The organism is Jeotgalibacillus sp. 10bf12 (assembly GCF_055597105.1).
The window spans coordinates 803327-828859 of the sequence record NZ_CP200276.1; the positions used below are offsets into that span (position 1 = coordinate 803327).

Annotated in this window: 25 protein-coding genes; 7 read left to right on the forward strand and 18 right to left on the reverse strand. The window is 44.5% G+C overall.

From position 1 onward, the window contains the following. Nucleotides 1–156: 156 nt before the first annotated feature. From DH10bf12_RS03790 to DH10bf12_RS03820, 7 genes are all read right to left on the reverse strand, one after another. Nucleotides 157–2175 (reverse strand): methyl-accepting chemotaxis protein, encoded by a 2019-nt coding sequence (locus DH10bf12_RS03790; RefSeq protein ID WP_471737277.1) that lies wholly within the window; start codon nucleotides 2173–2175, stop codon nucleotides 157–159. Nucleotides 2176–2403: 228 nt separating this feature from the next. After that, a complete protein-coding gene (gene rpsR, locus DH10bf12_RS03795; protein ID WP_471737278.1) occupies nucleotides 2404–2640 on the reverse strand; it encodes a 30S ribosomal protein S18 in 237 nt (78 codons plus the stop codon). Between the two features lie 45 nt (nucleotides 2641–2685). After that, nucleotides 2686–3210 carry a single-stranded DNA-binding protein gene (gene ssb, locus DH10bf12_RS03800; RefSeq protein WP_471737279.1) on the reverse strand — a complete coding sequence of 175 codons (525 nt, stop codon included), beginning with the start codon at nucleotides 3208–3210 and terminating at the stop codon, nucleotides 2686–2688. Between the two features lie 70 nt (nucleotides 3211–3280). After that, the gene (gene rpsF / locus DH10bf12_RS03805; RefSeq protein ID WP_204730600.1) at nucleotides 3281–3571 is read right to left on the reverse strand and encodes a 30S ribosomal protein S6; all 291 of its coding nucleotides are present in this window, start codon (nucleotides 3569–3571) and stop codon (nucleotides 3281–3283) included. 438 nt (nucleotides 3572–4009) lie between these two features. Then, nucleotides 4010–5110 (reverse strand): redox-regulated ATPase YchF, encoded by a 1101-nt coding sequence (gene ychF / locus DH10bf12_RS03810; protein WP_471737280.1) that lies wholly within the window; start codon nucleotides 5108–5110, stop codon nucleotides 4010–4012. 281 nt (nucleotides 5111–5391) lie between these two features. Beyond that, a complete protein-coding gene (locus DH10bf12_RS03815) occupies nucleotides 5392–5589 on the reverse strand; it encodes a DUF951 domain-containing protein (protein ID WP_039812941.1) in 198 nt (65 codons plus the stop codon). 11 nt (nucleotides 5590–5600) lie between these two features. Further along, nucleotides 5601–6563 (reverse strand): mechanosensitive ion channel family protein, encoded by a 963-nt coding sequence (locus DH10bf12_RS03820; RefSeq protein ID WP_471737281.1) that lies wholly within the window; start codon nucleotides 6561–6563, stop codon nucleotides 5601–5603. Nucleotides 6564–6861: 298 nt separating this feature from the next. Here DH10bf12_RS03820 and yyaC point away from each other — a divergent pair, with 298 nt between their 5' ends. Beyond that, the gene (gene yyaC, locus DH10bf12_RS03825) at nucleotides 6862–7485 is read left to right on the forward strand and encodes a spore protease YyaC (protein ID WP_471737282.1); all 624 of its coding nucleotides are present in this window, start codon (nucleotides 6862–6864) and stop codon (nucleotides 7483–7485) included. Here the strand turns inward: yyaC and DH10bf12_RS03830 are convergent. From DH10bf12_RS03830 to rpmH, 11 genes are all read right to left on the reverse strand, one after another. Continuing rightward, a complete protein-coding gene (locus DH10bf12_RS03830; RefSeq protein ID WP_471737283.1) occupies nucleotides 7430–8146 on the reverse strand; it encodes a DUF554 domain-containing protein in 717 nt (238 codons plus the stop codon). The two genes, yyaC and DH10bf12_RS03830, sit on opposite strands and share 56 nt — an antisense overlap. 29 nt (nucleotides 8147–8175) lie before the next feature. Then, nucleotides 8176–9027: a ParB/RepB/Spo0J family partition protein gene (locus DH10bf12_RS03835; protein ID WP_471737284.1), complete on the reverse strand. Its 852-nt coding sequence runs from the start codon at nucleotides 9025–9027 to the stop codon at nucleotides 8176–8178. After that, on the reverse strand, nucleotides 9020–9781 hold the full coding sequence (locus DH10bf12_RS03840) for a ParA family protein (RefSeq protein ID WP_471737285.1): 762 nt from the start codon (nucleotides 9779–9781) through the stop codon (nucleotides 9020–9022). The genes DH10bf12_RS03835 and DH10bf12_RS03840 overlap by 8 nt, the downstream gene beginning before the upstream one ends. A gap of 414 nt (nucleotides 9782–10195) precedes the next feature. Beyond that, the gene (noc, locus tag DH10bf12_RS03845; protein ID WP_471737286.1) at nucleotides 10196–11062 is read right to left on the reverse strand and encodes a nucleoid occlusion protein; all 867 of its coding nucleotides are present in this window, start codon (nucleotides 11060–11062) and stop codon (nucleotides 10196–10198) included. A 36-nt stretch (nucleotides 11063–11098) separates the two neighbouring features. Beyond that, complete coding sequence (rsmG, locus tag DH10bf12_RS03850; protein WP_471737287.1) at nucleotides 11099–11815, reverse strand: 16S rRNA (guanine(527)-N(7))-methyltransferase RsmG; 717 nt, start codon at nucleotides 11813–11815, stop codon at nucleotides 11099–11101. A gap of 20 nt (nucleotides 11816–11835) precedes the next feature. Continuing rightward, nucleotides 11836–13728 carry a tRNA uridine-5-carboxymethylaminomethyl(34) synthesis enzyme MnmG gene (gene mnmG, locus DH10bf12_RS03855; RefSeq protein WP_471737288.1) on the reverse strand — a complete coding sequence of 631 codons (1893 nt, stop codon included), beginning with the start codon at nucleotides 13726–13728 and terminating at the stop codon, nucleotides 11836–11838. A gap of 286 nt (nucleotides 13729–14014) precedes the next feature. Further along, nucleotides 14015–15397: a tRNA uridine-5-carboxymethylaminomethyl(34) synthesis GTPase MnmE gene (mnmE, locus tag DH10bf12_RS03860; protein WP_471737289.1), complete on the reverse strand. Its 1383-nt coding sequence runs from the start codon at nucleotides 15395–15397 to the stop codon at nucleotides 14015–14017. Nucleotides 15398–16080: 683 nt separating this feature from the next. Then, complete coding sequence (jag, locus tag DH10bf12_RS03865; protein WP_471737290.1) at nucleotides 16081–16701, reverse strand: RNA-binding cell elongation regulator Jag/EloR; 621 nt, start codon at nucleotides 16699–16701, stop codon at nucleotides 16081–16083. A 15-nt stretch (nucleotides 16702–16716) separates the two neighbouring features. Then, nucleotides 16717–17481, reverse strand: a complete 765-nt coding sequence (gene spoIIIJ, locus DH10bf12_RS03870; RefSeq protein WP_404406526.1) for a YidC family membrane integrase SpoIIIJ — start codon at nucleotides 17479–17481, stop codon at nucleotides 16717–16719. 85 nt (nucleotides 17482–17566) lie between these two features. Beyond that, complete coding sequence (gene rnpA / locus DH10bf12_RS03875) at nucleotides 17567–17923, reverse strand: ribonuclease P protein component (protein WP_374096537.1); 357 nt, start codon at nucleotides 17921–17923, stop codon at nucleotides 17567–17569. Between the two features lie 72 nt (nucleotides 17924–17995). After that, nucleotides 17996–18130, reverse strand: coding sequence for a 50S ribosomal protein L34 (gene rpmH / locus DH10bf12_RS03880; protein ID WP_082029149.1), 135 nt, complete (start codon nucleotides 18128–18130; stop codon nucleotides 17996–17998). A gap of 942 nt (nucleotides 18131–19072) precedes the next feature. Between rpmH and dnaA the strand changes: the two genes are divergently transcribed. The 6 genes from dnaA to gyrB all read left to right on the forward strand — a co-directional run bounded on the left by dnaA (nucleotide 19073) and on the right by gyrB (nucleotide 25451). Continuing rightward, nucleotides 19073–20419, forward strand: coding sequence for a chromosomal replication initiator protein DnaA (gene dnaA / locus DH10bf12_RS03885; protein ID WP_471737291.1), 1347 nt, complete (start codon nucleotides 19073–19075; stop codon nucleotides 20417–20419). A gap of 189 nt (nucleotides 20420–20608) precedes the next feature. Then, nucleotides 20609–21745: a DNA polymerase III subunit beta gene (gene dnaN / locus DH10bf12_RS03890; RefSeq protein ID WP_471737292.1), complete on the forward strand. Its 1137-nt coding sequence runs from the start codon at nucleotides 20609–20611 to the stop codon at nucleotides 21743–21745. Between the two features lie 135 nt (nucleotides 21746–21880). Beyond that, nucleotides 21881–22102 (forward strand): S4 domain-containing protein YaaA, encoded by a 222-nt coding sequence (gene yaaA, locus DH10bf12_RS03895; protein ID WP_471738185.1) that lies wholly within the window; start codon nucleotides 21881–21883, stop codon nucleotides 22100–22102. A gap of 4 nt (nucleotides 22103–22106) precedes the next feature. Then, on the forward strand, nucleotides 22107–23231 hold the full coding sequence (gene recF / locus DH10bf12_RS03900; RefSeq protein ID WP_471737293.1) for a DNA replication/repair protein RecF: 1125 nt from the start codon (nucleotides 22107–22109) through the stop codon (nucleotides 23229–23231). A gap of 6 nt (nucleotides 23232–23237) precedes the next feature. Beyond that, nucleotides 23238–23492: an extracellular matrix regulator RemB gene (gene remB / locus DH10bf12_RS03905; RefSeq protein ID WP_404406537.1), complete on the forward strand. Its 255-nt coding sequence runs from the start codon at nucleotides 23238–23240 to the stop codon at nucleotides 23490–23492. Between the two features lie 21 nt (nucleotides 23493–23513). Continuing rightward, the gene (gyrB, locus tag DH10bf12_RS03910) at nucleotides 23514–25451 is read left to right on the forward strand and encodes a DNA topoisomerase (ATP-hydrolyzing) subunit B (RefSeq protein WP_471737294.1); all 1938 of its coding nucleotides are present in this window, start codon (nucleotides 23514–23516) and stop codon (nucleotides 25449–25451) included. Nucleotides 25452–25533 lie beyond the last annotated feature (82 nt).

Here is a 25533-nt window from a genome sequence, read left to right on the forward strand (position 1 = left end):
CTCATTCAATCACTATATCTATCTACTCATTTTATCTGTCATAAAGCTCTCCTTCAACCCGCAGCCTATTTTTACAGCGAATTAACTAGTGATTCTGTTCACCTGTTTGATGAATGTAAAAATCCTCCAGGTCACATTGACCCGGAGGATTTTCTGTTATGCTTCTTTTCGTTCATCCAGCCTGAAGCGGTTTACCGCCTGCTGCAGATCATCGCTCAGCTCACTTAACCGCTCTGCAGACTCAGTTACAGTCTGAATCGCTCTGACCTGCTCATCGGTTGAGGCTGCCACTTCTTCACATGATGCAGCTGTTTCTTCAGCCATCGCAGCCATTTCCTGAATGACGCGCGTGACGGCTTCTTTGCTTGCAGAAACATCCTGGATTTCACGATACACAGCAAGAATAGATGCTTCCATCGTGCCCATAAAATCAGACATCTGATCAAAAATGGCATTCGTATGTTCAACGACAACTGACTGATGATCAAAGTTTTCCTTCGTGCGGCCCATTTCATTGACCGCACGCTTTGAGCTGTCCTGAATATCAGCGATCGTCTGCTTCACTTCATCTGTCGCACGCACTGACTGCTCAGCAAGCTTTCTGACTTCGTCTGCAACCACAGCGAACCCTTTACCATGCTCACCTGCACGTGCTGCCTCAATCGAAGCGTTAAGCGCCAACAGGTTGGTCTGAGAAGAGATCTCTGTGATCGTTGCCATCACACTTTCAATTGTCTGGACTTTCGTCTCAAGGTCCTGAATCACAGACTCCATTGACTGAATAAATTCAGTAGAAGACGTGTGATATTCCTTCAGCTGCTTCATCTGACTGATACCGCTCGCATTCACGCTGCCAGCTTCACTTGCCACTTCAGACATCTGCTTAGACTGCTCTGAAATGGCATTGATCTTTTCACCAAGCGTCTGTGACTGGCGGTTCGCTTCATCCGCCTCTTCAGCTGACTGCGTCGCACCGTCTGCAATATCACCGACCGCGCTCGCTACCTGCTCGCTTGAAGCATTTGTTTCTTCTGCCACAGCACTTAAGCCTTCAGCAGAACCGCGCACTTCTTCAACAGATGATTTTACAGTGGAGAGGATCTCATTCATATGATCGACCATCGTGTTAAATTGTGTCGCAAGCTCGCCAATTTCATCATCGGACTTTACATTTGCACGCGTACTCAGATCACCGCCAGCCACCTCACGCACTGACTCACTTAATGATACAATCGGCTTTGAAAATCTGCCGGCTACAATAGACATAATAATTCCGGCCACTATAAGCGTTGCTACACCGATGATCAGCAGCAGCGTCAGAATCGATAATGATTCTGCTGCAATGTCTGACTGGTCAAATGCGACACCGATCTTCCAGTTCGTATTTTCAGCTGTGGAGTAGACCATCAGCTTATCTGCACCATCAAGTTCATATTCGACGCGCCCATTATCATCTTCCTGCTCAAAAATATCCTGAATAAAATTGTATTCCATCAGGTTCTCACTCTGAAGTGTAGGATGTACAATGGCAACCCCCTCGCCTGATAAAACAAACGGATAGCCGTTATAGCCAATCTGCGTTTCGCCAAGCTTTGAAGTAAGGTCACCAAGCTTTACGTCTACACCAATCACCCCAACAAGCTGTGATCCGCTCTGCATGGATTTTGCAGCTGTAATGACATATTCACCTGTTGCTTCATCTATGTATGGTTCACTCCAGATCACTGCATCAGGCGCTGCTGCAGCCTGCTGATACCAGTCACGCGTTGTCGCATCAAAGTCTGCAGGCAGATCAACAAACGGAGAAATTAATAATGATCCGTTATCTGCCGCCACATAAATAGAGGATGGATCTGAATAAATGGTTAAATACTCTTCAAGTAGCTGTTCAAGCTCATTCGTTGAAGCTGCGTCACCTTCATCAAGTGCTGCTTCAGCATATTGAAGCGCAGTCGTTGTAGAAGCGATCTGCTCAATGCTGCGTCCATACTGATCCAGGAATGTCTCAGTCGAGTTGTTCAGCTCTCCTGCAATCCCTTCAGCCTGCTGCAGGACGTTTTCCTGCGTACGGTCATGAAGCTGCCACCCTGTTAAACTGAGTAAAACCGCAAAGGCTGCGATCAATACCAGCGATGTTGTCATGATTAATTTAGTCTTAATCGATTTCAGTTTCATCCTGCTCACCTCATGCTGATCTTTTTGTATTCAGGCATTCGATGCCTTATACATATACATCGGATCATATATGAAAAAGTAAAGAGGTCAGATAATTTTTTTAGTGCAGATGGCATGGAAAAAAGAGAGAAACTTTAGAATTTAAGGAATTATGCAGGTTAAAAGAAGTGATTTTGTATAGAAGAGATATAAAAAAGCTGTCAGACAAGCTGACAGCTTTGCATTTCATTATTCGCCTGTAACGAATGGTAGTAGCGCCATTGTACGTGCGCGCTTTACAGCAACTGTCAGTCTGCGCTGATACTTAGCGCTTGTGCCAGTTACACGACGTGGAAGAATTTTTCCACGCTCAGAGATAAACTTTCTTAGTAGGTCAACGTCTTTATAATCGATGTGTGTAATACCGTTTGAAGTAAAGTAACACACCTTTTTACGACGCTTACCGCCTCTGCGTCCTCCTGCCATGGGATTCCCCTCCTTCTTGTTTAAGATTTTATAGTTCTACACATCTTAAAATGGCAGATCATCATCTGAAATGTCGATCGGCTGACCGTCATTTGAGAATGGGTCCTTGTCCACTCTTGTGTAGTTCTGGTTATTCTGATTGCCTTGATTGCTTTGGTTTTCACGCGGTTGATTCTGACCGAAGTTATTATTATCCTGATACCCCTGATTGCTTCCGTAGCTTCCGCCGCCGGACTGGCCGCCTGAAGCGTTCTTCGGCTCCAGGAATTGAACACTTTCTGCATTCACTTCAGTGACATACACGCGTTTGCCTTCCTGGTTGTCATAGCTTCGTGTCTGAATACGTCCGTCAACGCCTGCAAGACTGCCTTTTTTAAGGAAGTTTGCTACGTTTTCAGCTGGACGTCTCCATACCACACAGTTAATAAAATCCGCTTCACGGTCTCCCTGCTGGTTCGTGAATGCACGATTAACAGCGAGTGTGAATGTTGCGACTGCTACACCGCTTGGCGTATAGCGCAGGTCCGGATCCTTCGTTAATCGACCGACTAATACGACTCGATTCATCATCAGAACCAACTCCTTTATTTTTGCGCAAGCTGGTGTAAACCAACTCTTGCAAGGAACTTATATTTAGAGATTAGTTTTCTTCTTCGCGAATCGTCATGTGGCGAACGATATCGTCGCTGATTTTAGCCAGACGGTCGAATTCGTTGATAGCCTCAGAACCTGAGTTCAACTTAACGATCTGGTAGAATCCTTCGCGAATCTCGTTAATTTCATAAGCGAAACGACGCTTACCCCACTCTTTTGACTCGATGATCTCCGCTCCGTTTGAAGTAAGGATTTCTTCAAAGCGTGTAGTGACAGCTTTTTTCTGCTCCTCATCAACGTCTGGACGGACAATGTACATGATTTCGTACTTTCTCATCGGTTTTCACCTCCTTATGGTCTATGCGGCCTCCTGCTGTCAGGAGACAAGGAGTAATAAACAAATTCTATTACTCACAAGGATATATTATAGCATAATGAAATCCATTGGACAAGGGCGACAGTAAGATTTTGAGATTCCTGTTCTTCCCCAAACAGAAATAGAACACTTGTTCTTATTTTTATTGTAATCGATTGGGGTTAGGATGTCCAGCTGGAGGGAGGAGGTTTTTGGATGGACTGCGTTCGGCGGAAAACCCTTGATGTTCCGCGTTTGCAGCTGACTGTTCGATGTTCATCCATCCGGGTTCGGCACAAAGCAAGTTGTGTTCGACGTTAAACAGCTAACCTTCGCTCTTTAGTAACATTTGACCTATCTCCATATGACCCTACATTAATCAAAATAAAACCCCCGGAATCTCTCCCGGGGGCACACAATTTATACGTTAAAACGGAAGTGGATGACATCTCCGTCTTTTACCAGATATTCTTTACCTTCAAGACGTACTTTACCAGCTTCTTTTGCCGGTGACATGCCGCCTGAAGCGATCAGGTCATCGTAAGAAACGGTTTCTGCACGGATGAAGCCGCGTTCGAAGTCAGTGTGGATGACGCCCGCACACTGAGGAGCTTTCATGCCGTGGCGGAATGTCCATGCGCGGACTTCCTGTACACCTGCAGTGAAGTAAGTGGCAAGACCAAGCAGATCATATGTTGCACGGATCAGCTGATCAAGACCTGATTCTTCGATACCAAGCTCTGAAAGGAACATTGCTTTTTCATCTTCATCAAGCTCTGCAATTTCTTCTTCGATTTTCGCACAGACAACGATTACTTCTGCATTGTCTTCTTTAGCGAATTCACGTACGCGCTGAACATATTCATTATCTGTTGGGTCAGCGATTTCGTCTTCACCAACGTTTGCAGCGTAAAGCATCGGCTTACTTGTTAACAGGTGCATGCCTTTAGCAATTTTCGCCTGCTCTTCATTCAGCTCAACCGTTCTTGCTGCCTGGTTGTTTTCAAGCGCTTCTTTTACCTTTTCAAGCACAGCCATTTCAATGACAGCATCCTTGTCTTTTTGCTTCGCCATTTTAGCAACGCGTGCGACACGCTTTTCCACAGCTTCAAGGTCAGCTAAAATCAGCTCAAGGTTAATCACTTCAATATCATCAATCGGATCCACTTTTCCTGAAACGTGTGTGATATTATCATCTGCAAAACAGCGGACAACCTGTACGATTGCATCTACTTCACGGATATGCGAAAGGAACTTGTTCCCAAGACCTTCACCTTTACTCGCGCCTTTTACAATCCCTGCAATATCAGTAAATTCAAATGCAGTCGGCACTGTCTTTTTCGGTTCAACCAGCTCAGTCAGCTTAGTCAGACGCGGGTCCGGCACTTCTACGATCCCGACGTTCGGGTCGATTGTACAGAACGGATAGTTTGCAGATTCAGCACCTGCTTTTGTAATTGCATTAAATAAAGTAGACTTTCCAACGTTCGGTAAGCCCACGATTCCAGCTGTTAAAGCCATTTCGTTCACTCCTTGAATCTTCTATTAAAAACATGTTCATGTGACGTGTCATATACAAACCTCACACAATTATATAGAGTTCCGATTATAAATACAAGAGGACCGGCGTGTGGATGGAAGCAGGAGCTCATGAGGGATGTGGCCCGAAATCTGTACCAGGGCCGAAATGTGACCTTAAATGTCAAAAACCTGACCTGAGATTCTACGAATATGACCTCAAATACCTGCAGCCCCACAAAAAAAACCGTATGAAATCACTCATGATCTCATACGGTCTGCTTTTATTCCTCATGCTTCACGAGCACTTTCTTCATTTTACGTGAAAACTCCTTGCGGGGAATCATGACACTGTGTGAACAGCCTTCACATTTGATTCTGATATCCATCCCCATCCTGATGATTTTCCACTGGTTCACTCCGCACGGATGGGGTTTTTTCATTTCTACTACATCATGTAGTCCGTACTCTTTTTCTTCCATGAAATATCCTCCTATTTGTTTTCTCTATGCTGTATATCCGTTTGAAGCTTTCCTGCCTCTTCTCTTGAATACATCACCATGCGTGGGAATGGAATTTCAATTCCACGCTCATCAAGGTAACGCTTAATTTCACGTCTCATTTCACGGGCGATATACCAGTGTTTCATCGGCTGTGTTTCTGCAATAACACGCATAACGACTTCTGAAGCACCGAGTGTTTGAACACCGAGCAGTTCCGGTTTCATGACAACCTCTTCGTACCTGCCTTCGAGAGAGTCACAGAATTCACGGATCGCTTTTTCAGCCTTAGACACATCTTCCTCATACGCAATACTGATATCGACGACCGCGACACTGTTATGAATTGAGTAGTTTGTTACCTCAGTAATATTGCCGTTTGGAAAAATGTGCAGTTCACCAGTCCAGCTTTTAATTTTTGTTGTCCGGAGACCAATCTCCTCCACGTGACCTTCAGCCTGACCGATTCTGACGTAATCCCCGACAGAGAACTGGTCTTCGAAAATAATAAAGAATCCTGTGATGATATCCCGCACAAGGTTCTGTGCACCAAAACCGACAGCAAGTCCGACGATACCGGCACCTGCGATCAGACCGCGCACATCAATTGAAAATGCAGAAAGGACAGCAAGTACGGCGACAAAATAAACGACGTAGGAGACCACATTCTGCAGTAGTTTTAACAGCGTATTTTCGCGGCGGATGGATACCTGCATAGGGCCTTTTGCACGTACTTTAAAGACGTTTTGGATCAGCTTTTTAGCGATGCGGACAACAATGCCTGCAATGACAATGATCAGGATAATTCTCAGGAATGTAATCCCGAATGATACCCAGACCGCTTCATTTGTTAAATAAGCGACAATTGAATCCCAGGCTTCAGTTAAAGCACCGACGTCAACGGCTTCTTCTATTGTTTGAGGTGTATCATTTGTTTCCGGTGAAGCAAGTTTCATGCAAATCACTTCCTGCCTTCTTTTAAAAATAACTTTGTTAAAGTTGTCTGTTGATTTCCGCTTCAGGGTGACGCTTTCGCTACAATTATCAGCTGGGCAGAAACAACAATATCATTTAACAAAGCGTTAAAAATGATTTCAAGCTATTCTTTATTTTATCAGCGTTCGTTTTTTTCTCCAACTTATAAGAAAAAACATTTTGTTCTTTAAAAAGAACAAAATGTGTTATATAATGAATAAACAGAATAAAAAAATAGGCACGGTCCTATACTGTAGAAGTGAGAGGAGCTGGAATTGAATGAACGAAGCGATACCGCCACAATTTACAGACACTAGCTGCCGCAGTCATCTGGAAGATCACATGACACCCCACAGACTCGCAAAAACACTTGCTGCAACATATCCAGTCGACCGTCCGATTATCTATGTATGTATCGGCACAGACCGTTCAACAGGAGATTCACTCGGCCCACTGACCGGATCGCTGCTCGAAAAAAGAAGACTGCCATTTTGTGAGTTGTACGGGACGTTAAAAGATCCTGTACATGCGCTGAATCTGGCAGATACTGCAGAGAAAATCCGGATGGAATATGACAATGCATTTGTCGTCGCGATTGATGCGTGTCTCGGCCAGTTTCGGAATATCGGTTATATTGAAGTAGGAGAAGGTCCGATTTTCCCTGGCGCAGGTGTACAGAAGCAGCTGCCGCCGATCGGTGATGTGCATATTACCGGCATTGTAAATGCGGGCGGCTTTATGGAGCACGCAATGCTTCAGAATACACGCCTTTACTTAGTAAATGAAATGGCTTCAAAAATCACAGATGCCATTCATTATTCCAATATTCTTTTACGTAAAAAACTGACTAAAATCCATACGACTCATACAGGTGAACAATGGTCACAATTGCACCCACAATGAAGATACCCGGCAGCAGGTTGGCAACACGGATTTTTGTGATCCCAATCAGGTTCAATCCGATTGCAAGGATCATGATGCCGCCTGCTGACGTCATTTCAGCGATAAATTGATCCATCAGCACCTGAGGAACAAATTTATCAATCTGCGTCGCAAAAAGGGCAATTGATCCCTGATAAAGTACGACTGGAATGGCTGAAAATAATACGCCGACGCCAAGCGTTGAGGTTAAAATGATCGACACGAAGCCATCGATAATGGACTTGGTGAACAGTACCTGATGATCACCGCGAAGCCCGGAATCCAGTGCGCCAATAACACCCATTGCCCCGATCACAAAAATAAGGGTGGCCGTAACAAACCCTTGTGAAATACTCGTCTCACCCTTTGAGCCGACTTTCCGCTCAATCCATCTGCCCATCGCATTTAATTTATCATCAAGCTCCATCCACTCTCCGATCACCGCACCAAGTACGAGACTGATGATGACAATCAGATAGTTATTACTTGAAAGCCCCATCTGCAGACCGAGTACGACGACTGCAAGCCCAATTGCAGACATCACAGTCGCCTTCATACGCTCAGGGATTCTGTGCAGCAGCTTCCCGATCAGTGTACCAAAAATAATTAACAGTCCGTTTACCAATGTCCCCAGCAGTACCAAGCGAAACTCCCTCTTTTCTACTCTCTATCTCAGAAGCGATTTTCTCCTTTTTCACCTAACAGCGTCAGGATCCGTTCAAGATCATCCTCTGACATAAATTCTATTTCAATTTTACCTTTATTCTTGTTTTTTCTGATGGCAACGCTTGTGCCAAAACGCTCTCTCAGCACTGTTTCCTGCTGCTTCAGATGAGGGTCTGTTTTCTGTTTTGGCTTATCTTTTTTTGCAGGCGCAGCTTCTGAAATGAGTTTTTCAAGCTGACGTACATTCAGGCCTTCTTTCACCACTTTGTCAGCAAGCTGTTCAGCTGCACGTGTATCCTTAACCCCTGCAAGTGCACGGCCGTGACCCATCGTTAACGCTTTTTGTGACAGCTTTTCCTGAATGGCATCTGACAAATTCAACAGGCGCAGGTGATTGGCAATATGCGGTCTGCTTTTTCCAACCTTTTTAGCAAGATCTTCCTGTGAAATATCGAGCTTTTTCATCAGCGTCTCATACGCCTTTGCTTCTTCAACAGGCGTCAGATCTTCACGCTGAAGATTTTCGAGCACTGACAGCTCCATCATCTGACGGTCGTTCAGGTCACGTACAACTGCCGGTATATGTGTCAGTTCAGCCTGCTTTGCCGCTCTGAAGCGGCGCTCACCGGCAACAATCTCAAAGCCTTTCAGACTCTTTCTTACGATAATCGGCTGAAGAATGCCATGCTCTTTGACAGAAAACGTCAGCTCTTCTAGCGGAATTTCTTCAAATATCTTTCTTGGCTGATAAGGGTTCGGGCGGATGTCTTTGACTGACAGCTGCTGAACGTGCTCATCATGAATCGATGACATGTCTTTGAAAAGGTTACTGACCCCTTTACCAAGTCCTTTAGCCATTTACGATCACTTCCTTTGCTAATTCAAGATAAACTTCTGCCCCTTTTGACTTCGGATCATATAAAATCACAGGCAGCCCATGACTCGGCGCCTCACTCAATCTTACATTTCTTGGGATAATCGTCTTGTAGACTTTGTCCTGGAAATATTTTTTCACTTCCGCAATGACCTGAATGCCGAGATTCGTCCTCGCATCAAGCATTGTCAGCAATACACCGTCGATCAACAGGTGATGATTCAGGTGTTTTTGAACGAGTCTGACTGTACTAAGCAGCTGACTCAGCCCTTCAAGCGCATAGTATTCGCACTGCACCGGAATAATACAGGCGTCTGACGCTGTTAAAGCATTGATCGTCAGCATCCCAAGCGAAGGCGGACAATCTATAATAATATAATCAAACCTGTGCTGTACATCCTCAAGCGCGTTTTTTAATCTTATTTCCCGGGAAACCATCGATACAAGCTCAATTTCCGCACCTGCCAGAGAAATCGTAGCGGGAATCGCATACAGATTTTCAACTGACGTACCCCTGATCACGCTTTTTGCAGGTATATCTTCAATTAGAATGTCATAGATACTTTCATCTACATCCCCTTTATTAATGCCGACCCCGCTTGTCGCGTTTCCCTGGGGATCCATATCAACGAGTAAAACCTTTTTTCCCAAATAAGCAAGACATGCACTGATGTTCACAGACGTTGTCGTTTTCCCGACACCGCCTTTTTGATTCGCAATCGCAATCATTCTCCCCATTCGTGTCACCCGTCCCCTTTTTGTGAATGCTTCGGTCTATGAAAATATTAAGTTTATTTTAACAGAGATTGTCTGGAAAAGTAGAGCGGTTGTTTTTTAGCAGAGACTGGTGCTGATAATTTGATAGATGGCGGCAAGCTCGGGGTTGAATTGAGACATCCCGCGCCGGAATTCAGACAAGCTACCTGGTGGATCGCGACAACCCTGGGCAAAACACAGGCAACTTTAGCAAAAACACAGACATCCGCTTATCCGCCACACGCGCTTTATGCACTTTGGAAACAGGATATTAGCGTCTTAAGGCATCAAGTGTGAAGGTGCAGCACCGAGTTTGCCGGAAACAGCCTTCAATACAGATTTACGTCATCCAAAATAAAAACCCGCTCATCATAAGCGGGTTTCTAGTCTACTAATCTATTTCTTCTTTTTAGGCAGCTTAATCGTAATCTGATAATAATCATCATACTCTTCTTCTTTCGAATCGAGCTTCATGCCGGAGTCTGAAATCATATTCAATGACTGGCGGATTGTATTCATGGCGATCCGCACGTCTTTATTGAAAGCCTTGCGCTTTGGCTTCGGCTTAGTCTCAGTTGATTCAAGCATTTTTTGTACGCGCTGCTCGGTCTGCTTGACGTTCAGCTGGTGTTCGATGATTTCTTCTGCGAGTTTATTCTGAAGCTCAGCGTCCTTTAAAGGAATCAGTGCACGCGCATGCCGCTCCGTCATTTTCTTTTGAATAATGCTGTCCTGAACAAATTCAGGCAGCTTTAAAAGACGCAGCTTATTTGCCACGGTTGACTGACCTTTGCCAAGGCGCTGGGCCAGGGCTTCCTGTGTCAATTCATGAAGATCCAGGAGCTTTTGGTAAGCCATCGCTTCTTCCACGGGAGAAAGTTCTTCGCGCTGAAGGTTTTCAATTAAAGCAACAGATGCTGTTTCAGTGTCACTCATATTTTTCACAATGGCAGGCACAGTTTCCCAGTCGAGGGACTTCATCGCGCGCCATCTGCGTTCACCGGCAATGATTTCATATGAACCGTCTCCGCTTTCGCGTACAACGATTGGCTGAATAATGCCATGTGTATGAATGGTTCTTGCAAGCTCATCTATTTTTTCATCATCAAAAATCGTTCTCGGCTGAAAACGGTTCGGTTTGATCTGATGAATGTCGATTTGTTTAACTTCTTCTTGGTTCACTTCTTTTTCTTCCGTGGTTTCAGGCGAAACAGGCTCGTCCTTATCACCAAGGCCAAAGATCCGTGAAAACGGAGTCTTCATCAAGACACACCACCCTTTGTGAAAAACTATACGCCATTATGAAAGCGGAGATTTATTCGGTGTTCCCGGCTTTCTTGGATATTTCTTCGGTGTAGATTTTACTTTTTCCAAGACAATGACTGATCTTTCACTTTCCTCTTCAGGAAGTGTGAAAGCATGCTCTGCTGTCTGCTTACCGCCAAGCAGCTTAATCGCTTTCTTGCTGTCACTAAGCTCTTCAGCAGCGCCTGCACCCTTCATCGCGAGAAAGTGTCCACCGGTTTTAGCAAGCGGCAGACATAGCTCTGACAATACTGAAAGTCTGGCTACAGCACGTGCTGTGACAAGGTCGTACTGCTCTCTGTGCTCAGCTTTCTGACCGAATGTCTCAGCACGGTCATGGTAAAAGTGTACATCCTCAAGCTTCAGTTCATCTGCTAAGTGATTTAAAAATGTGATTCTTTTATTCAGTGAATCGACAATTGACACGTTCAGGTGCGGGAAGCAGATTTTCAACGGAATGCTCGGAAAACCTGCGCCCGCTCCCACGTCACAAATGCTCATCGGCTTTGTGAAGTCGAAATAAAATGCGGCTGTAATTGAGTCATAAAAATGCTTTAAATAGACTTCGTCACGTTCAGTAATCGCTGTTAAGTTCATTTTCTCATTCCATTCAACAAGAATTTCATGATACTTTCTGAACTGCTGCAGCTGATCGTCACTTAACGTGATGCCATTTGCTTTTAGCTGTTCGTAAAACTGCTGTTCTGTCATATTGGTCTCCTTTAGATCATTCAACCGGATACTTTTGCAATTTTACCCTGTTCGATATAGACAAGTAAAATTGAAATATCCGCCGGATTTACACCGGAGATGCGTGACGCCTGGGCAATTGACAGCGGCTGAACCTCGCTCAGCTTCTGTCTCGCTTCTGAAGCAAGCCCTGTAATCGCATCATAATCAATGCCTTCTGGAATTTTTTTATTCTCCATCTTTTTCAGCTTATTAACCTGCTGAAGAGATTTTTCGATATAGCCTTCATATTTCACCTGAATCTCGACCTGTTCCTCTACATCAGCAGGAAGTTCAGTCGCTGCAGGTGACAATGCTCTAATATGATTGTACGTGATTTCCGGTCTTCTTAAAAGGTCTGTTCCGCGAATTCCGTCTTTTAAAGCAGAGCTGCCTGCTTCTTCAAGCAGTGTCTGTGTCGCTTCATTCGGCTTAATAATAACTTCCTGCAGACGCTTAATTTCTGCATCAATCTGATCTTTTTTCAGGTTAAAACGGCTGTAGCGGTCATCTGAAATCAGACCGATCTCATGACCAACGTCTGTTAATCTCAGATCTGCATTATCATGACGCAGAAGCAGACGATATTCAGCACGTGACGTCAGCAGACGGTAAGGTTCATTTGTCCCTTTTGTCACAAGGTCATCAATTAATACACCGATATACGCATCCGAGCGGCTTAGAATGACTTCTTCTTTATCAAATGCACGTCTTGCTGCGTTAATCCCGGCCATCAGTCCCTGACCAGCAGCTTCCTCGTAGCCTGACGTTCCGTTGATCTGACCTGCAGTGTAAAGATTGCGGATCTTTTTCGTCTCAAGTGTCGGCCATAGCTGAGTCGGCACCACTGCGTCGTACTCAATTGCATAGCCTGAACGCATCATCTGTGCGTTTTCAAGGCCTGGAATCGTTGAAAGGATCTGCTGCTGCACATCTTCCGGCAGACTTGTAGATAGACCCTGCACATATACTTCCTTCGTGTTACGGCCTTCAGGCTCAAGGAAGATCTGGTGGCGCGGCTTATCGTTAAAGCGCACAACCTTATCCTCGATTGAAGGACAATAACGCGGACCTGTACCTTTAATCATACCTGAGTACATTGCAGAACGGTGTAAATTATCGTCGATGATCTGATGCGTTTCTGCATTTGTATAAGTCAGCCAGCATGGCAGCTGATCTGTAATAAATTCAGTTGTTTCATAGCTGAAGGCACGCGGCGTTTCGTCGCCCGGCTGGATTTCAGTTTTCGTGTAATCAATTGTCGAACTGTTTACACGTGGCGGTGTACCAGTCTTAAATCGTACGACATCAAAACCAAGCGCTCGCATATGATCTGCAAGACCGATTGACGGCTGCTGGTTATTCGGACCGCTTGAATACTTCAGATCGCCGATAATGACTTCACCGCGCAGGAATGTACCTGCTGTGATAATCGTTGTTTTCGCACGGAAGGTTGCACCCGTATTCGTGACGACACCTTGACACTCTCCGTCTTCAATGATCAGTTCTTCAACCATACCCTGAAGAAGCGTCATATCCGGCTCATTTTCAATCGTTTCCTTCATCATTTGCTGGTAAAGCACCTTATCAGCCTGTGCACGAAGCGCGCGAACGGCAGGTCCTTTTCCAGTGTTCAGCATACGCATCTGAATATGCGTCTGGTCAATTGTACGTCCCATCTGACCGCCAAGTGCGTCAATTTCACGTACAACGATGCCCTTAGCCGGTCCACCGACTGAAGGGTTACATGGCATAAATGCCACCATATCAAGATTTATTGTTAACATTAGTGTTTTTGCACCCATTCGTGCAGAAGCAAGACCCGCTTCCACACCCGCGTGACCGGCACCAATGACGATTACATCATAATTTCCTGCCTCAAATTTTTTCACCATGATGATGAATGTCCTCCTTTAAATGTTGAGTCTTTGTTAAAAAGGTAGGTTGATCTGCGTTTCAGGCGGACGCTTTCCGGACGGTGGTTGCTGAGCCTCCTCAGGCTTCGCCTTGCGGGGTCTCAGCTTCCCACTAATCGTCCCGGAGTCGCCGCCTTCCACTCCGATAAACGCTTTGGTAATTAAATTTACTTTTTAACAAAGCCTCATACTGCAAAATTTCCAAGGAACGTGGTTCAATTTATCAATTAATTGATGACGTATTGCCACCAACGTTATTTTTATCTTATTTCCCAAGGCAGAACTGCGAGAATAGCTGGTCGATGAGGCTTTCCTGAACGGTGTCTCCGATCATTTCGCCTAAGATCTCCCACGTGCGGCGCAGATCGATCTGCACCATATCAACCGGTGTACCCATTTCAGCACCCTGAATCGCTTCTTCAATCGCCTGAAGCGCCTGATGCAACAACGCAATGTGACGGCTGTTTGATACATACGTGCCATCACCAAGGTCAACTGAACCGTCAAAGAACAGTGATGCAATTGATTCTTCAAGCTCATCTACACCCTGCTCTTTTAAAAGAGAGGTCGTGACAAGCTTATGGTCGCCTGACAGCTGCTTGACTTCATCTAAATCAATCGCCTGATCAAGGTCTGTTTTATTCACGATCACGATCACATCCATACCAGTGACCGCTTCAAACAGCCTGCGGTCCTCATCAGACAGCTCTTCACCGTGGTTTAATACGAGTAAAATCAAGTCCGCTTCCTTTAATACCTGGCGTGATCGCTCCACACCGATCCGTTCGACAATATCCTCTGTTTCACGAATCCCCGCTGTATCAACGAGCTTAAGCGGGACCCCTCTGACATTGACGTATTCTTCAATGACATCACGCGTTGTACCCGGAATATCGGTTACGATCGCTTTATTTTCCTGCACAAGACTATTTAATAAGGAAGATTTTCCGACATTTGGTCTGCCGATAATCACGGTTGAGAGGCCTTCACGCAGAATTTTCCCCTGTTCCGATGTTTTCAGCAGCTTTTCTACCTCATCGCGTACGTACTGTGATTTTTCCATCATCATATTTAATGTCATTTCTTCAACATCATCATACTCAGGATAATCAATATTCACTTCCACCTGCGCTAAAATTTCCAGGATTTCCTGGCGCAATGACTGCACTAAACGTGACAGTCTGCCCTGCATCTGATTCATTGCGACACTCATCGCACGGTCCGTCTTCGCACGAATCAGGTCCATAACCGCCTCTGCCTGAGAAAGGTCGATTCTTCCATTTAAAAACGCACGCTTCGTGAACTCGCCCGGTTCTGCAAGCCTTGCCCCTTCACGTAAAAGCAGCTGAAGCACGCGGTTTACACTTACCACACCGCCGTGACAGTTAATTTCCACCACATCTTCACGGGTAAATGTCTTCGGTCCCTTCATGACAGAAACCATCACTTCTTCAATGGTTTCATCCGTTTTGGGATCTACGATATGTCCGTAGTGAATGGTGTGGGATGGGACAGACTGCAGCTGTTTCCCGCCACTTCTATATACACGGTCAGCAATCGTGAACGCTTCATCACCACTTAACCGTACAATCGCGATCGCGCCTTCACCCATTGGTGTTGAAATTGCTGCAATCGTGTCAAACTCCATAACATGTCACCTCATTATTCTTTCTCTATACAGTAAGAAGGGCCTTCCACACAGAAGGCCTCCGTTATATACTCTCTAAATCATTAGAATACCATACTTTTGCATCGAAAAAAAGAAAATCAGTTGGCATTATCCACAAGGTATGGTAAGGAAATGTGTTATTCACATGTGGATAACGTATTTTATTTAGGTTCTCTTCGTAAATTGGCTGATGATCTCCGCTTCAGGGAGACGCTTTCCGTGGCCGGGCGGTGAGCCATCAGGCTTCGCCATGATCGTCTCACCTGTCCCTTCCTGCCACAGGAGTCGCCCCCTTCCACTCCAATCCTCAGCTGTGCAGAGAGATTAATGGGTTTATTCAATTAATGATATAATATTTTTATATTAATTTTAAATATTTTCCATAATACTAATATTTTTAATTAAGTCATTAAATTTATATTAACTTTATAAATGTGTCACTTCTGATAAAGAAATATGATTTACAATATGTTTTTTCATGACTGTATTCTTAGTGTAGCGAAGCGTAAGGCGGCGACTCCGGGACGAGTAGAGGGAAGCTGAGACCCCGCAGCCGAAGGCGAGGAGGCTCAAGCTTCACTCCGTCCGGAAAGCGTCAGCCTGAAGCGCAGCGAAACGATTCCCATAAAAAAATCAGCTGCCATCAGACAGCTGATTTTTATTTAGTATTTAGCAGCAATCACCAAATACCGGTGAGGCTCACGGCCTTCGGAATGAGTTTCGATATCACGTCTTGAAGCCAGTGCGCTGTGAATGATTTTCCGTTCAAAAGACGGCATTGGCTCGAGCTTCACAGGGCGTCTTGTACGAAGCGCCTGTTCTGCTTTGCGTTCAGCCAGCTGATTAAGCGTCGCGCGTCTTCTTTCACGGTAATCCTCTGCATCTAACACGATTGTTACAAATTGTTCTGTGTAGCGGTTTGCAATCAGCTGGGCAAGGGTTTGAAGCGCATTGAGCGTTTGGCCGCGTTTGCCGATCAGCAGTGCAACTTTTTCACTTTCAAGCAATATTGTCACAACTTTTCCTTCGCGCTGGGCTGAGGTTGTAAGTTCAACGCCCATTTGGCCGGCGATATCCTTTAAGTAACGTTCGACTTCTTCAATCGCGTCCTTTTTGCGGATGACCTGAACCTTTGCCGGACGTGATCCCAGCCCGAGAAAACCTTTTTTTCCTTCATCGAGTACTGATATTTCAGCCTGCTCTCTGGAAATACCCAGTTTTACAAGCGCTTCAGAAATAGCGTCTTCAACAGTAGCACCAGTCAGCGTGATCTCCTCATTCACATACAGCCCCTCCTATCAAGTTGTGCTTTTCACTTCACTTTTCTTAAATGTACCATTAATAAGTAAAGTCTGCACAATCATAAAGACGTTACCGACTACCCAGTAAAGTGATAGGGCAGTTGGGAAAATGAAAGCAAATACTGCGATCATTACAGGCATTAGATATAGCATGATCTGCATTTGCGGGTTCATACCTGCAGGGTTACCTGCCATCATAATTTTCTGCTGAAGGAATGTTGTTAAACCAGTTACGATCGGCAGAATAAAGTATGGATCTGTTTCACCAAGGTCGAACCAAAGGAAATTGTGATTTGCGATTTCTGTCGTTCTCACAATTGCATGGTAGAACGCAATCAGAATCGGCATTTGAATTAGTAATGGGAAACAGCCTGCAAGCGGGTTAACACCGTGCTTTTGGAACATGGCCATTGTTTCCTGCTGAAGCTTTTGCTGCGTTTGAGCATCCTTTGAAGAATACTGTTCACGTAACTTCATCATTTCAGGCTGGATTTCCTGCATGCGCTTTGTATTTTTTGTCTGCTTGATCATCAAAGGCAGCAGTACAAAACGGATGATCAGTGTAACAATTACAATCCCGAGACCATAGTTTTCATTAAAATATTCAGCAATCTGTGTAATCAGCCAAGATAGCGGATATACAAAATAGCTATTCCAAATCCCTTCACTGTCTGATGTGATCGGCTGATCGATTTCCGTACAACCTGCAAGGAAAACAGCTACGACCGCAAACATCATAAAGGGAAAGAGTTTCTTCTTCACGAATATGTTCCTCCCTGTCTTTCTAAAAATTGTTTCTATTCTTATAACCACCCGTTATTGTAACACGTTTGGTCAAATTGGACCTCTATTTCTTAGAATGTTCACTTTTTAACACGCGTGATTTTTTCATCACATGTGTCAATGATTTCTTCGTTTCATGGAAATTCAAATCAGCTGCCGGTTTTCTCGCAATGACAACATAGTCAAAAGAGGGGTCCAGCTCCTGAGAGAGTTCCAGAAACACCTGCCTGATATATCGTTTGACCTGAACACGGGTTACCGCGTTACCAACTTTTTTGCTGACAGACATGCCAAGACGAAACATGGCCTGATCCTGCTTTTTCAGACGGTAGAGAACAAACTGGCGGTTGGCCATCGATGTTCCTTTTTTAAACACTGCCTGGAATTCAGGATTTTTTTTGATTCTCTGCTCTTTTCTCATTACGCCACCCACAATTTTCGATATTTTTCCGGTATTTAAGCGAAAAAAGACCACTGAGTGGAATCAGTGGTCTTAAGCAGACAATACTTTACGTCCACGTTGACGGCGACGAGCAAGAACCTTGCGTCCGTTCTTCGTGCTCATGCGTGCGCGGAATCCGTGTACTTTACTTCTTTTACGAGTATTTGGTTGGAATGTACGTTTCATAGTAAGACACCTCCTAAAAAGATCATTTATATCTATGATCAGAACTCTAAACATTCTAAGTCATTATAGCGACGGTCAGTCGTCATTGTCAATGTCTGATTCGTGCAACCACTATATCATAACACCCTCTAAGCGATCGTTCAATAGAAAAATAAAAAAAGGTTCAAATCCTGTAAGTAAGGGGGAGTGACTGGCGAAATCAGTCTCGGAAGAACGCAACCTGAATAAGAAGAAAACGCGATCCGGGATTTTGCGAATCTGACATTAAAATCAGCTGATCGGAGCTGAAAGTCTGTAACCCGCAGCATACCTGACTGTAAACCCTCAGATTATCATCTCAAATTTTTTGAATGTGATCCAAAATTGCACCGATCCGACCTTAAGTTTACGACCGCTCCCTCATTATAGTAGAAAGCAGTCAAACACCTTACATTCCTAACCTCCAAACCAGGGTAGTAAATTTCTTTTTTGAACCCGTCCTAAAATAGAATGCTTTCTCAATTTCTGAATATCATTCTTTCAAAACTCAAAACCTCTCATCTGTTAATAACTCTGCACAGCGTTTTCTCCGCCAAAAAAATTATCCACAGCGCTTATCGACACCTTTTTCACACGTTCACCCCTTGTGGATAGTTGAATCCCGATTGTTGAAGGGGATGTGGATAAATATGATCAGCCATTGCACTGATTGGTTTTTTTTGATATTATAGTTGTGTTTTCACTCTGAATAACTTTTTGACAGATTTATATTATCCACAAATGTGGATAGCCTGTGGATAAACATTTTCACATGTATGTAAAAAGTTGTCCACAGCTGCTGAATATTGTCGATACATCACGAATTCGGCTTTCTTCGTTATTCATGATGATGTATATATATGAATTTTCACTTTCGAGAATACTTTTCTTGAAAAATATTAGGTAGAAGGAGGGGGCATTTAGTTGGAAAACATCACGGATTTGTGGAATCGCGCGTTAGACGATATGGAGAAAAAAGTGAGTAAGCCGAGCTTTGAAACGTGGCTGAAATCGACGAAGGCATTTTCGCTCCAGCGCGATTTATTAACTGTTACCGCACCAAATGAGTTTGCGCGTGACTGGCTTGAAGGGAATTACACGCAGCTGATCTCCGGCGTTTTAAAAGAAGTGACCGGGGAAGAGCTCCGCATTAAGTTCATTATTCCTCAAAATCAGAATGATGATGATCTTGATTTTGCTTCGCCGCCAAAAAAGCCTGTTGTTGATGACGATCAACAGGAATGGTCTAAAAGCATGCTGAATCCGAAGTATACATTTGATACGTTTGTTATCGGATCCGGGAACCGGTTTGCGCATGCTGCATCACTTGCGGTAGCTGAAGCACCTGCAAAAGCCTACAACCCGCTGTTTATCTACGGGGGCGTTGGACTTGGTAAAACCCACCTGATGCATGCGATCGGTCATTATGTACTTGAGCATAATCCGAATGCAAAGGTTGTTTATTTATCTTCTGAGAAATTTACAAATGAGTTCATTAATTCAATCCGGGATAATAAAGCAGTCGATTTTCGCAATAAATACCGGAATGTAGATGTGCTTTTAATAGATGATATTCAATTCCTGGCCGGAAAAGAACAGACGCAAGAGGAATTTTTCCATACTTTTAATACACTGCACGAGGAGAGCAAACAGATTGTCATCTCCAGTGACCGGCCGCCAAAAGAAATTCCAACACTTGAAGACAGGCTGCGCTCCCGTTTTGAGTGGGGGCTGATTACAGATATCACGCCGCCTGATCTGGAAACAAGAATTGCCATTTTACGCAAAAAAGCAAAAGCTGAAGGTCTGGATATTCCAAACGAAGCCATGCTTTATATTGCGAATCAGATAGATTCAAATATTCGTGAGCTTGAAGGTGCATTGATCCGCGTCGTTGCTTATTCTTCTTTAGTGAGCAAAGACATTAATGCGGATCTGACAGCAGAGGCACTGAAGGATATCATGCCGAGCTCGAAGCCGAGGGTGATCACGATTATGGATATTCAAAAAACCGTCGGAGAGCATTTCAGCGTAAAGCTTGAAGACTTTAAAGCGAAGAAAAGAACGAAGACCGTTGCTTTCCCGCGCCAGATTGCAATGTATCTCTCAAGAGAACTGACTGATTTCTCTTTACCGAAAATTGGTGAGGAGTTTGGCGGACGGGATCATACAACTGTTATTCATGCGCACGAAAAAATCTCCAGATTGCTTGTAGAAGACGATTCTCTCAAGCATGAAATAAAAGAAATTAAGTCTGCATTGCAGAAATAAGTGTGGACAACTGTGGATGACAGGTACATGTCTGAACACACTTTATTCACATGTGGAAAACCTGCACAGCGATTCATTAACAGGCTTATCCACATATCCACAGGACCTACTAGTACTATTACTATTTATTTAAAAAATAATATATTATATAACTCGCAGCAGGATGCGAAGAGTTGGAGGCTATATCACATGAAATTTCAGATCCAGCGTGATCGACTCGTTGATGGCGTAAATGATGTCATCAAGGCAGTATCATCAAGAACAGCAATTCCGATATTAAGTGGTATTAAGATTACTGCACACGATGAAGGTATTACACTGACTGGCAGTGACTCAGATATTTCAATTGAATCCTTTATTCCTAAAGAAGAGGATGGCAAAGAAATCGTTCATGTTGAAAAGACTGGCGGGATCGTCCTTCAGGCAAAGTTTTTTGAAAGCATTGTTAAAAAGCTGCCGCTTGATACAGTTGAGATTGAAGTCCATTCCCACCTTCAGACTGTGATCCGCTCCGGCAAATCAGAGTTTAATCTGAATGGTCAGGATGTGTCTGAATATCCGAGACTTCCTGAAATTGAGGAAGACAGCGTACTAAAAATCCCGACAAACCTTTTAAAGACAATGATCAGACAGACTGTCTTTGCAGTGTCCGCCTCAGAAACACGCCCTATCTTGACAGGTGTAAACTGGGCAGTTGAAGACGGTATGCTGAACTGTGTTGCAACAGACAGCCACCGCCTTGCTATGCGTAAAGCGCCGATCAATGGCGGGAACGGTGAGCCTTATAAAGCAGTGATTCCAGGTAAGAGCTTAAATGAGCTGAACAAGATCCTTGATGACACGGCTGATGAAACGGAGATTGTCATGACTGAAAATCAGGTGCTGTTCCGTGCGAAGCATGTCTTATTCTTCTCACGCCTGCTTGAAGGAAACTATCCTGATACGTCACGCCTTGTTCCTTCTGAAAGCAAAACAGAGATGACAATCGGCGGGAAGGATTTCCTTCAGGCGATTGACCGTGCATCTCTTTTAGCAAGAGAGGAAAGAAATAATGTTGTGAAGCTTCACATCAGCGCAGAAGGCGGCGTTCAGATTTCATCTAACACGCCTGAGATCGGAAAAGTTGTGGAAGAAGTACAGAGTGACGCAACTACTGGTGAAGAGCTGACGATTTCGTTCAGTGCGAAATATATGATGGATGCACTGAAGGTACTTGAGGGTGCTGAGACGAATATTCAATTTACGGGTGCGATGAGACCGTTTGTGCTCCGCCCGACTGGTGATGATTCGATTCTTCAGCTGATCACACCTGTGAGAACTTACTAAACATAATCAAAGCAGCCGGATTCCTCAGGCAGGAGTCCGGTTTTCGCGCTTTTTAAAGCCTGAGGTATCTTTTGTTTTCAGGGGGTATTTGAGGTAAAATAGAAGGATAAGTCAATGTGGAAAGAAGTGATGAAGATGACTGAAAAAATTACGATTCAGACTGAATATATAACGCTTGGTCAATTCCTGAAATTAGCGAATGTGATCCAGAGCGGTGGAATGGCAAAATGGTTCCTTGAAGAGCATGATGTGTTTATTAATGATGAGCAGGATCAGCGCAGAGGACGCAAGCTGCGTGACGGAGATGAGATCTATATCCCTGAAGTAGGCAAGTATCAAGTAAAATCGGAAGGGTAACCAAATGCACATTGAGCAGCTTACGCTTACGCATTATCGGAATTACGACGGGCTGACATTAAAATTTGATAACAATGTCAACGTAATCCTCGGAGAAAACGCGCAGGGCAAGACAAACGTCATGGAGTCCATTTATGTCCTGGCGATGGCAAAGTCGCACAGAACGTCAAATGATAAAGATTTAATACAATGGGATGAAGAGTATGCTAAAATAGAAGGTAGAGTGATGAAGCAGCACGGAGCACTTCCAATGGAACTTGTGATTTCCAAAAAAGGGAAGAAAGCAAAAGTCAATCACCTTGAACAATCAAAACTCAGCCGCTATGTCGGCCATATGAATGTAGTCATGTTTGCGCCCGAAGATCTCCACCTGGTAAAGGGGAGCCCTCAAGTAAGGCGTCGTTTTATTGATATGGAGATTGGACAGGTGTCGGCTGTCTATTTACATGACAGCAGCCTTTACCAGAAAATTCTGCTTCAGCGTAATCACTATCTGAAACAGCTGCAGGCAAGAAAGCAGACAGATCAGACAATGCTTGATGTGTTGACTGACCAGTTTGTTGAGATGGCTGCTAAAATTGTCGTGCGCCGTTTTCAATATTTAAAGCTTTTGCAGGAATGGGCAGAACCCATTCATAAGGGGATCTCACGCGGGCTTGAAACGCTTGAGGTGGTGTACAAGCCGTCTGTGCAGGTAACACCGGAGCAGCAGATCAGAGAAGTTGAGGATGTTTTCCGTGAAAAGCTGGAATCCGTCCGGCAGCGTGAAATCGACCGCGGTGTTACTTTAGCCGGACCACATCGTGATGATCTTCAGTTTTTAGTAAACGGTCATGATGTCCAGACATTCGGCTCGCAGGGTCAGCAGCGGACAACCGCGCTTTCGATCAAATTAGCCGAGATCGAATTGATCCATGCGGAGATTGGTGAGTACCCGATTTTGCTTCTGGATGACGTACTCTCGGAACTGGATGATTATAGACAGTCCCATTTACTGAATACGATCCAGGGTAAAGTCCAGACCTTTGTGACAACAACCAGCGTTGAAGGGATTGACCATCAGACACTGAATGAGGCGACGACATTTATCGTCGAGGACGGTGTGATGAAAAAAACTGAAGGGGGCTGACCCTAGATGTATGTGCATATCGGGGAAGACGCAATGGTCAGAATGAATGATATCGTGGCGATCATGGATGTACAGGCCGCAGATGACTCGCTCATTATGGAGCAGTTCATGAAAGACAACGAAAACGGCATCGTTGATCTTTGTCAGTCAGCCTGTAAATCAATTGTCATCACAGATTTCAAAGTTTATTTATCACCATTGTCTTCAGCAACCTTGAAAAAAAGAGCGGAAAAAATGAGCAGGCCCTTAGGCCGTAAGTAATAGAAAGTGCAGGTGAATCGCGTGGCAACTGAAGATACAAACATCCAGGCCTATGATGAGAATCAGATACAGGTACTTGAAGGTCTTGAAGCAGTAAGAAAGCGTCCGGGTATGTATATCGGATCGACTGCTGCAAGAGGACTCCACCACCTGGTGTGGGAAATCGTTGATAATAGTATTGATGAGGCATTAGCAGGCCACTGTGACAAAATTTCAATCAGAATTACAGAAGATAACTGGATCGAAGTTGAAGATAACGGACGCGGAATTCCGGTTGGTAACCATGAAAAAATGGGCCGCCCGGCTGTTGAAGTCATTATGACTGTGCTGCACGCCGGAGGTAAATTCGGTGGTGGCGGATACAAGGTTTCAGGCGGACTTCACGGAGTAGGTGCTTCGGTCGTTAACGCACTATCTGAAGAGCTTCAGGTATATGTACACCGTGATGGCAAGGTCTATAACCAGGTTTACAGACAGGGTGTCCCTCAGTTTGACCTGAAAGTCATTGGGGAAACTGATCACACTGGAACCATTACACGCTTTAAAGCAGATCCTGAAATTTTCACTGAAACAACTGAGTATGATTTTGATACGCTTGCAAACCGCGTAAGAGAGCTTGCTTTCTTAAACCGCGGACTTGCACTTGAAATAGAAGATCAGCGCGCGCAGGATGAAGACGGCAATAATATCGTTAAGCATTTTCACTATGAAGGCGGGATTAAGTCATATGTAGAGCACTTAAACCGTTCTAAAGAAGTGATCCATCCGGAACCTGTGTTTCTTGAAGGGGAAAAAGACGGCATCTCAATCGAAATCTCCATGCAGTACAACCAGGGCTTTGCGAGCAACATTTATTCTTTTGCCAATAACATCAACACATATGAGGGTGGAACACATGAGTCAGGTTTCAGAACAGCCCTTACGCGTGTGATCAATAACTATGCGACGCGTAATAACCTGCTGAAGGATGCTGATGGCAACCTTTCAGGTGAAGACGTGCGTGAAGGTCTGACAGCCATTGTTTCGATCAAGCACCCTGATCCTCAGTTTGAAGGTCAGACGAAAACAAAGCTTGGTAACTCAGAGGCAAGAACGATTACAGACCAATTGTTCTCAGAGCACTTTACAAAGTTCATGATGGAAAACCCTCAAGTTGCCCGTCAGATCGTTGATAAAGGGTCAATGGCAGCACGTGCCCGCCTTGCAGCGAAAAAAGCACGTGAGCTGACGCGCAGAAAGAGTGCGCTTGAAGTATCAAGTCTGCCTGGTAAGCTTGCTGACTGTTCTTCAAGAGATCCTCATATCAGTGAAATCTACGTAGTTGAGGGTGACTCTGCCGGCGGTTCAGCCAAGCAGGGACGTGACCGTCATTTCCAGGCAATCCTGCCACTGCGCGGGAAGATCATCAACGTTGAAAAAGCGCGTCTGGATAAAATTTTATCGAATAATGAAATCCGTGCCATCATTACGGCACTGGGAACAGGAATCGGTGAGGACTTTGATATTTCAAAAGCCCGTTATCATAAAGTTGTTATCATGACAGATGCCGATGTCGATGGTGCGCACATCCGTACGCTCCTGCTGACATTCCTATACCGCTATATGCGTCCGATTATTGAGGCAGGCTATATTTATATTGCCCAGCCGCCACTTTACAAAATCACGCAGGGTAAAACAATCCGTTATGCCTACACTGACCGTGAAATGAATCGTATCCTTTCAGAGATGTCTCCTACACCGAAGCCCGGGCTTCAGCGCTATAAGGGTCTTGGAGAGATGAACCCTACTCAACTGTGGGAAACAACGATGGACCCTGAATCACGTACAATGCTTCAGGTCAGTCTTGAAGATGCGATTGAAGCAGACGAAACCTTTGAAATTCTGATGGGTGACAAGGTAGAACCACGCAGAATGTTCATCGAAGAAAACGCTGCTTACGTAAAAAATCTGGACGTATAACTTTTATACATGCGGAGGGATAGGCTGTCCTATCCCTTCTTATAGTTTAGAACAGAGTAATTGCTGGAATAGGAGGTTTTTC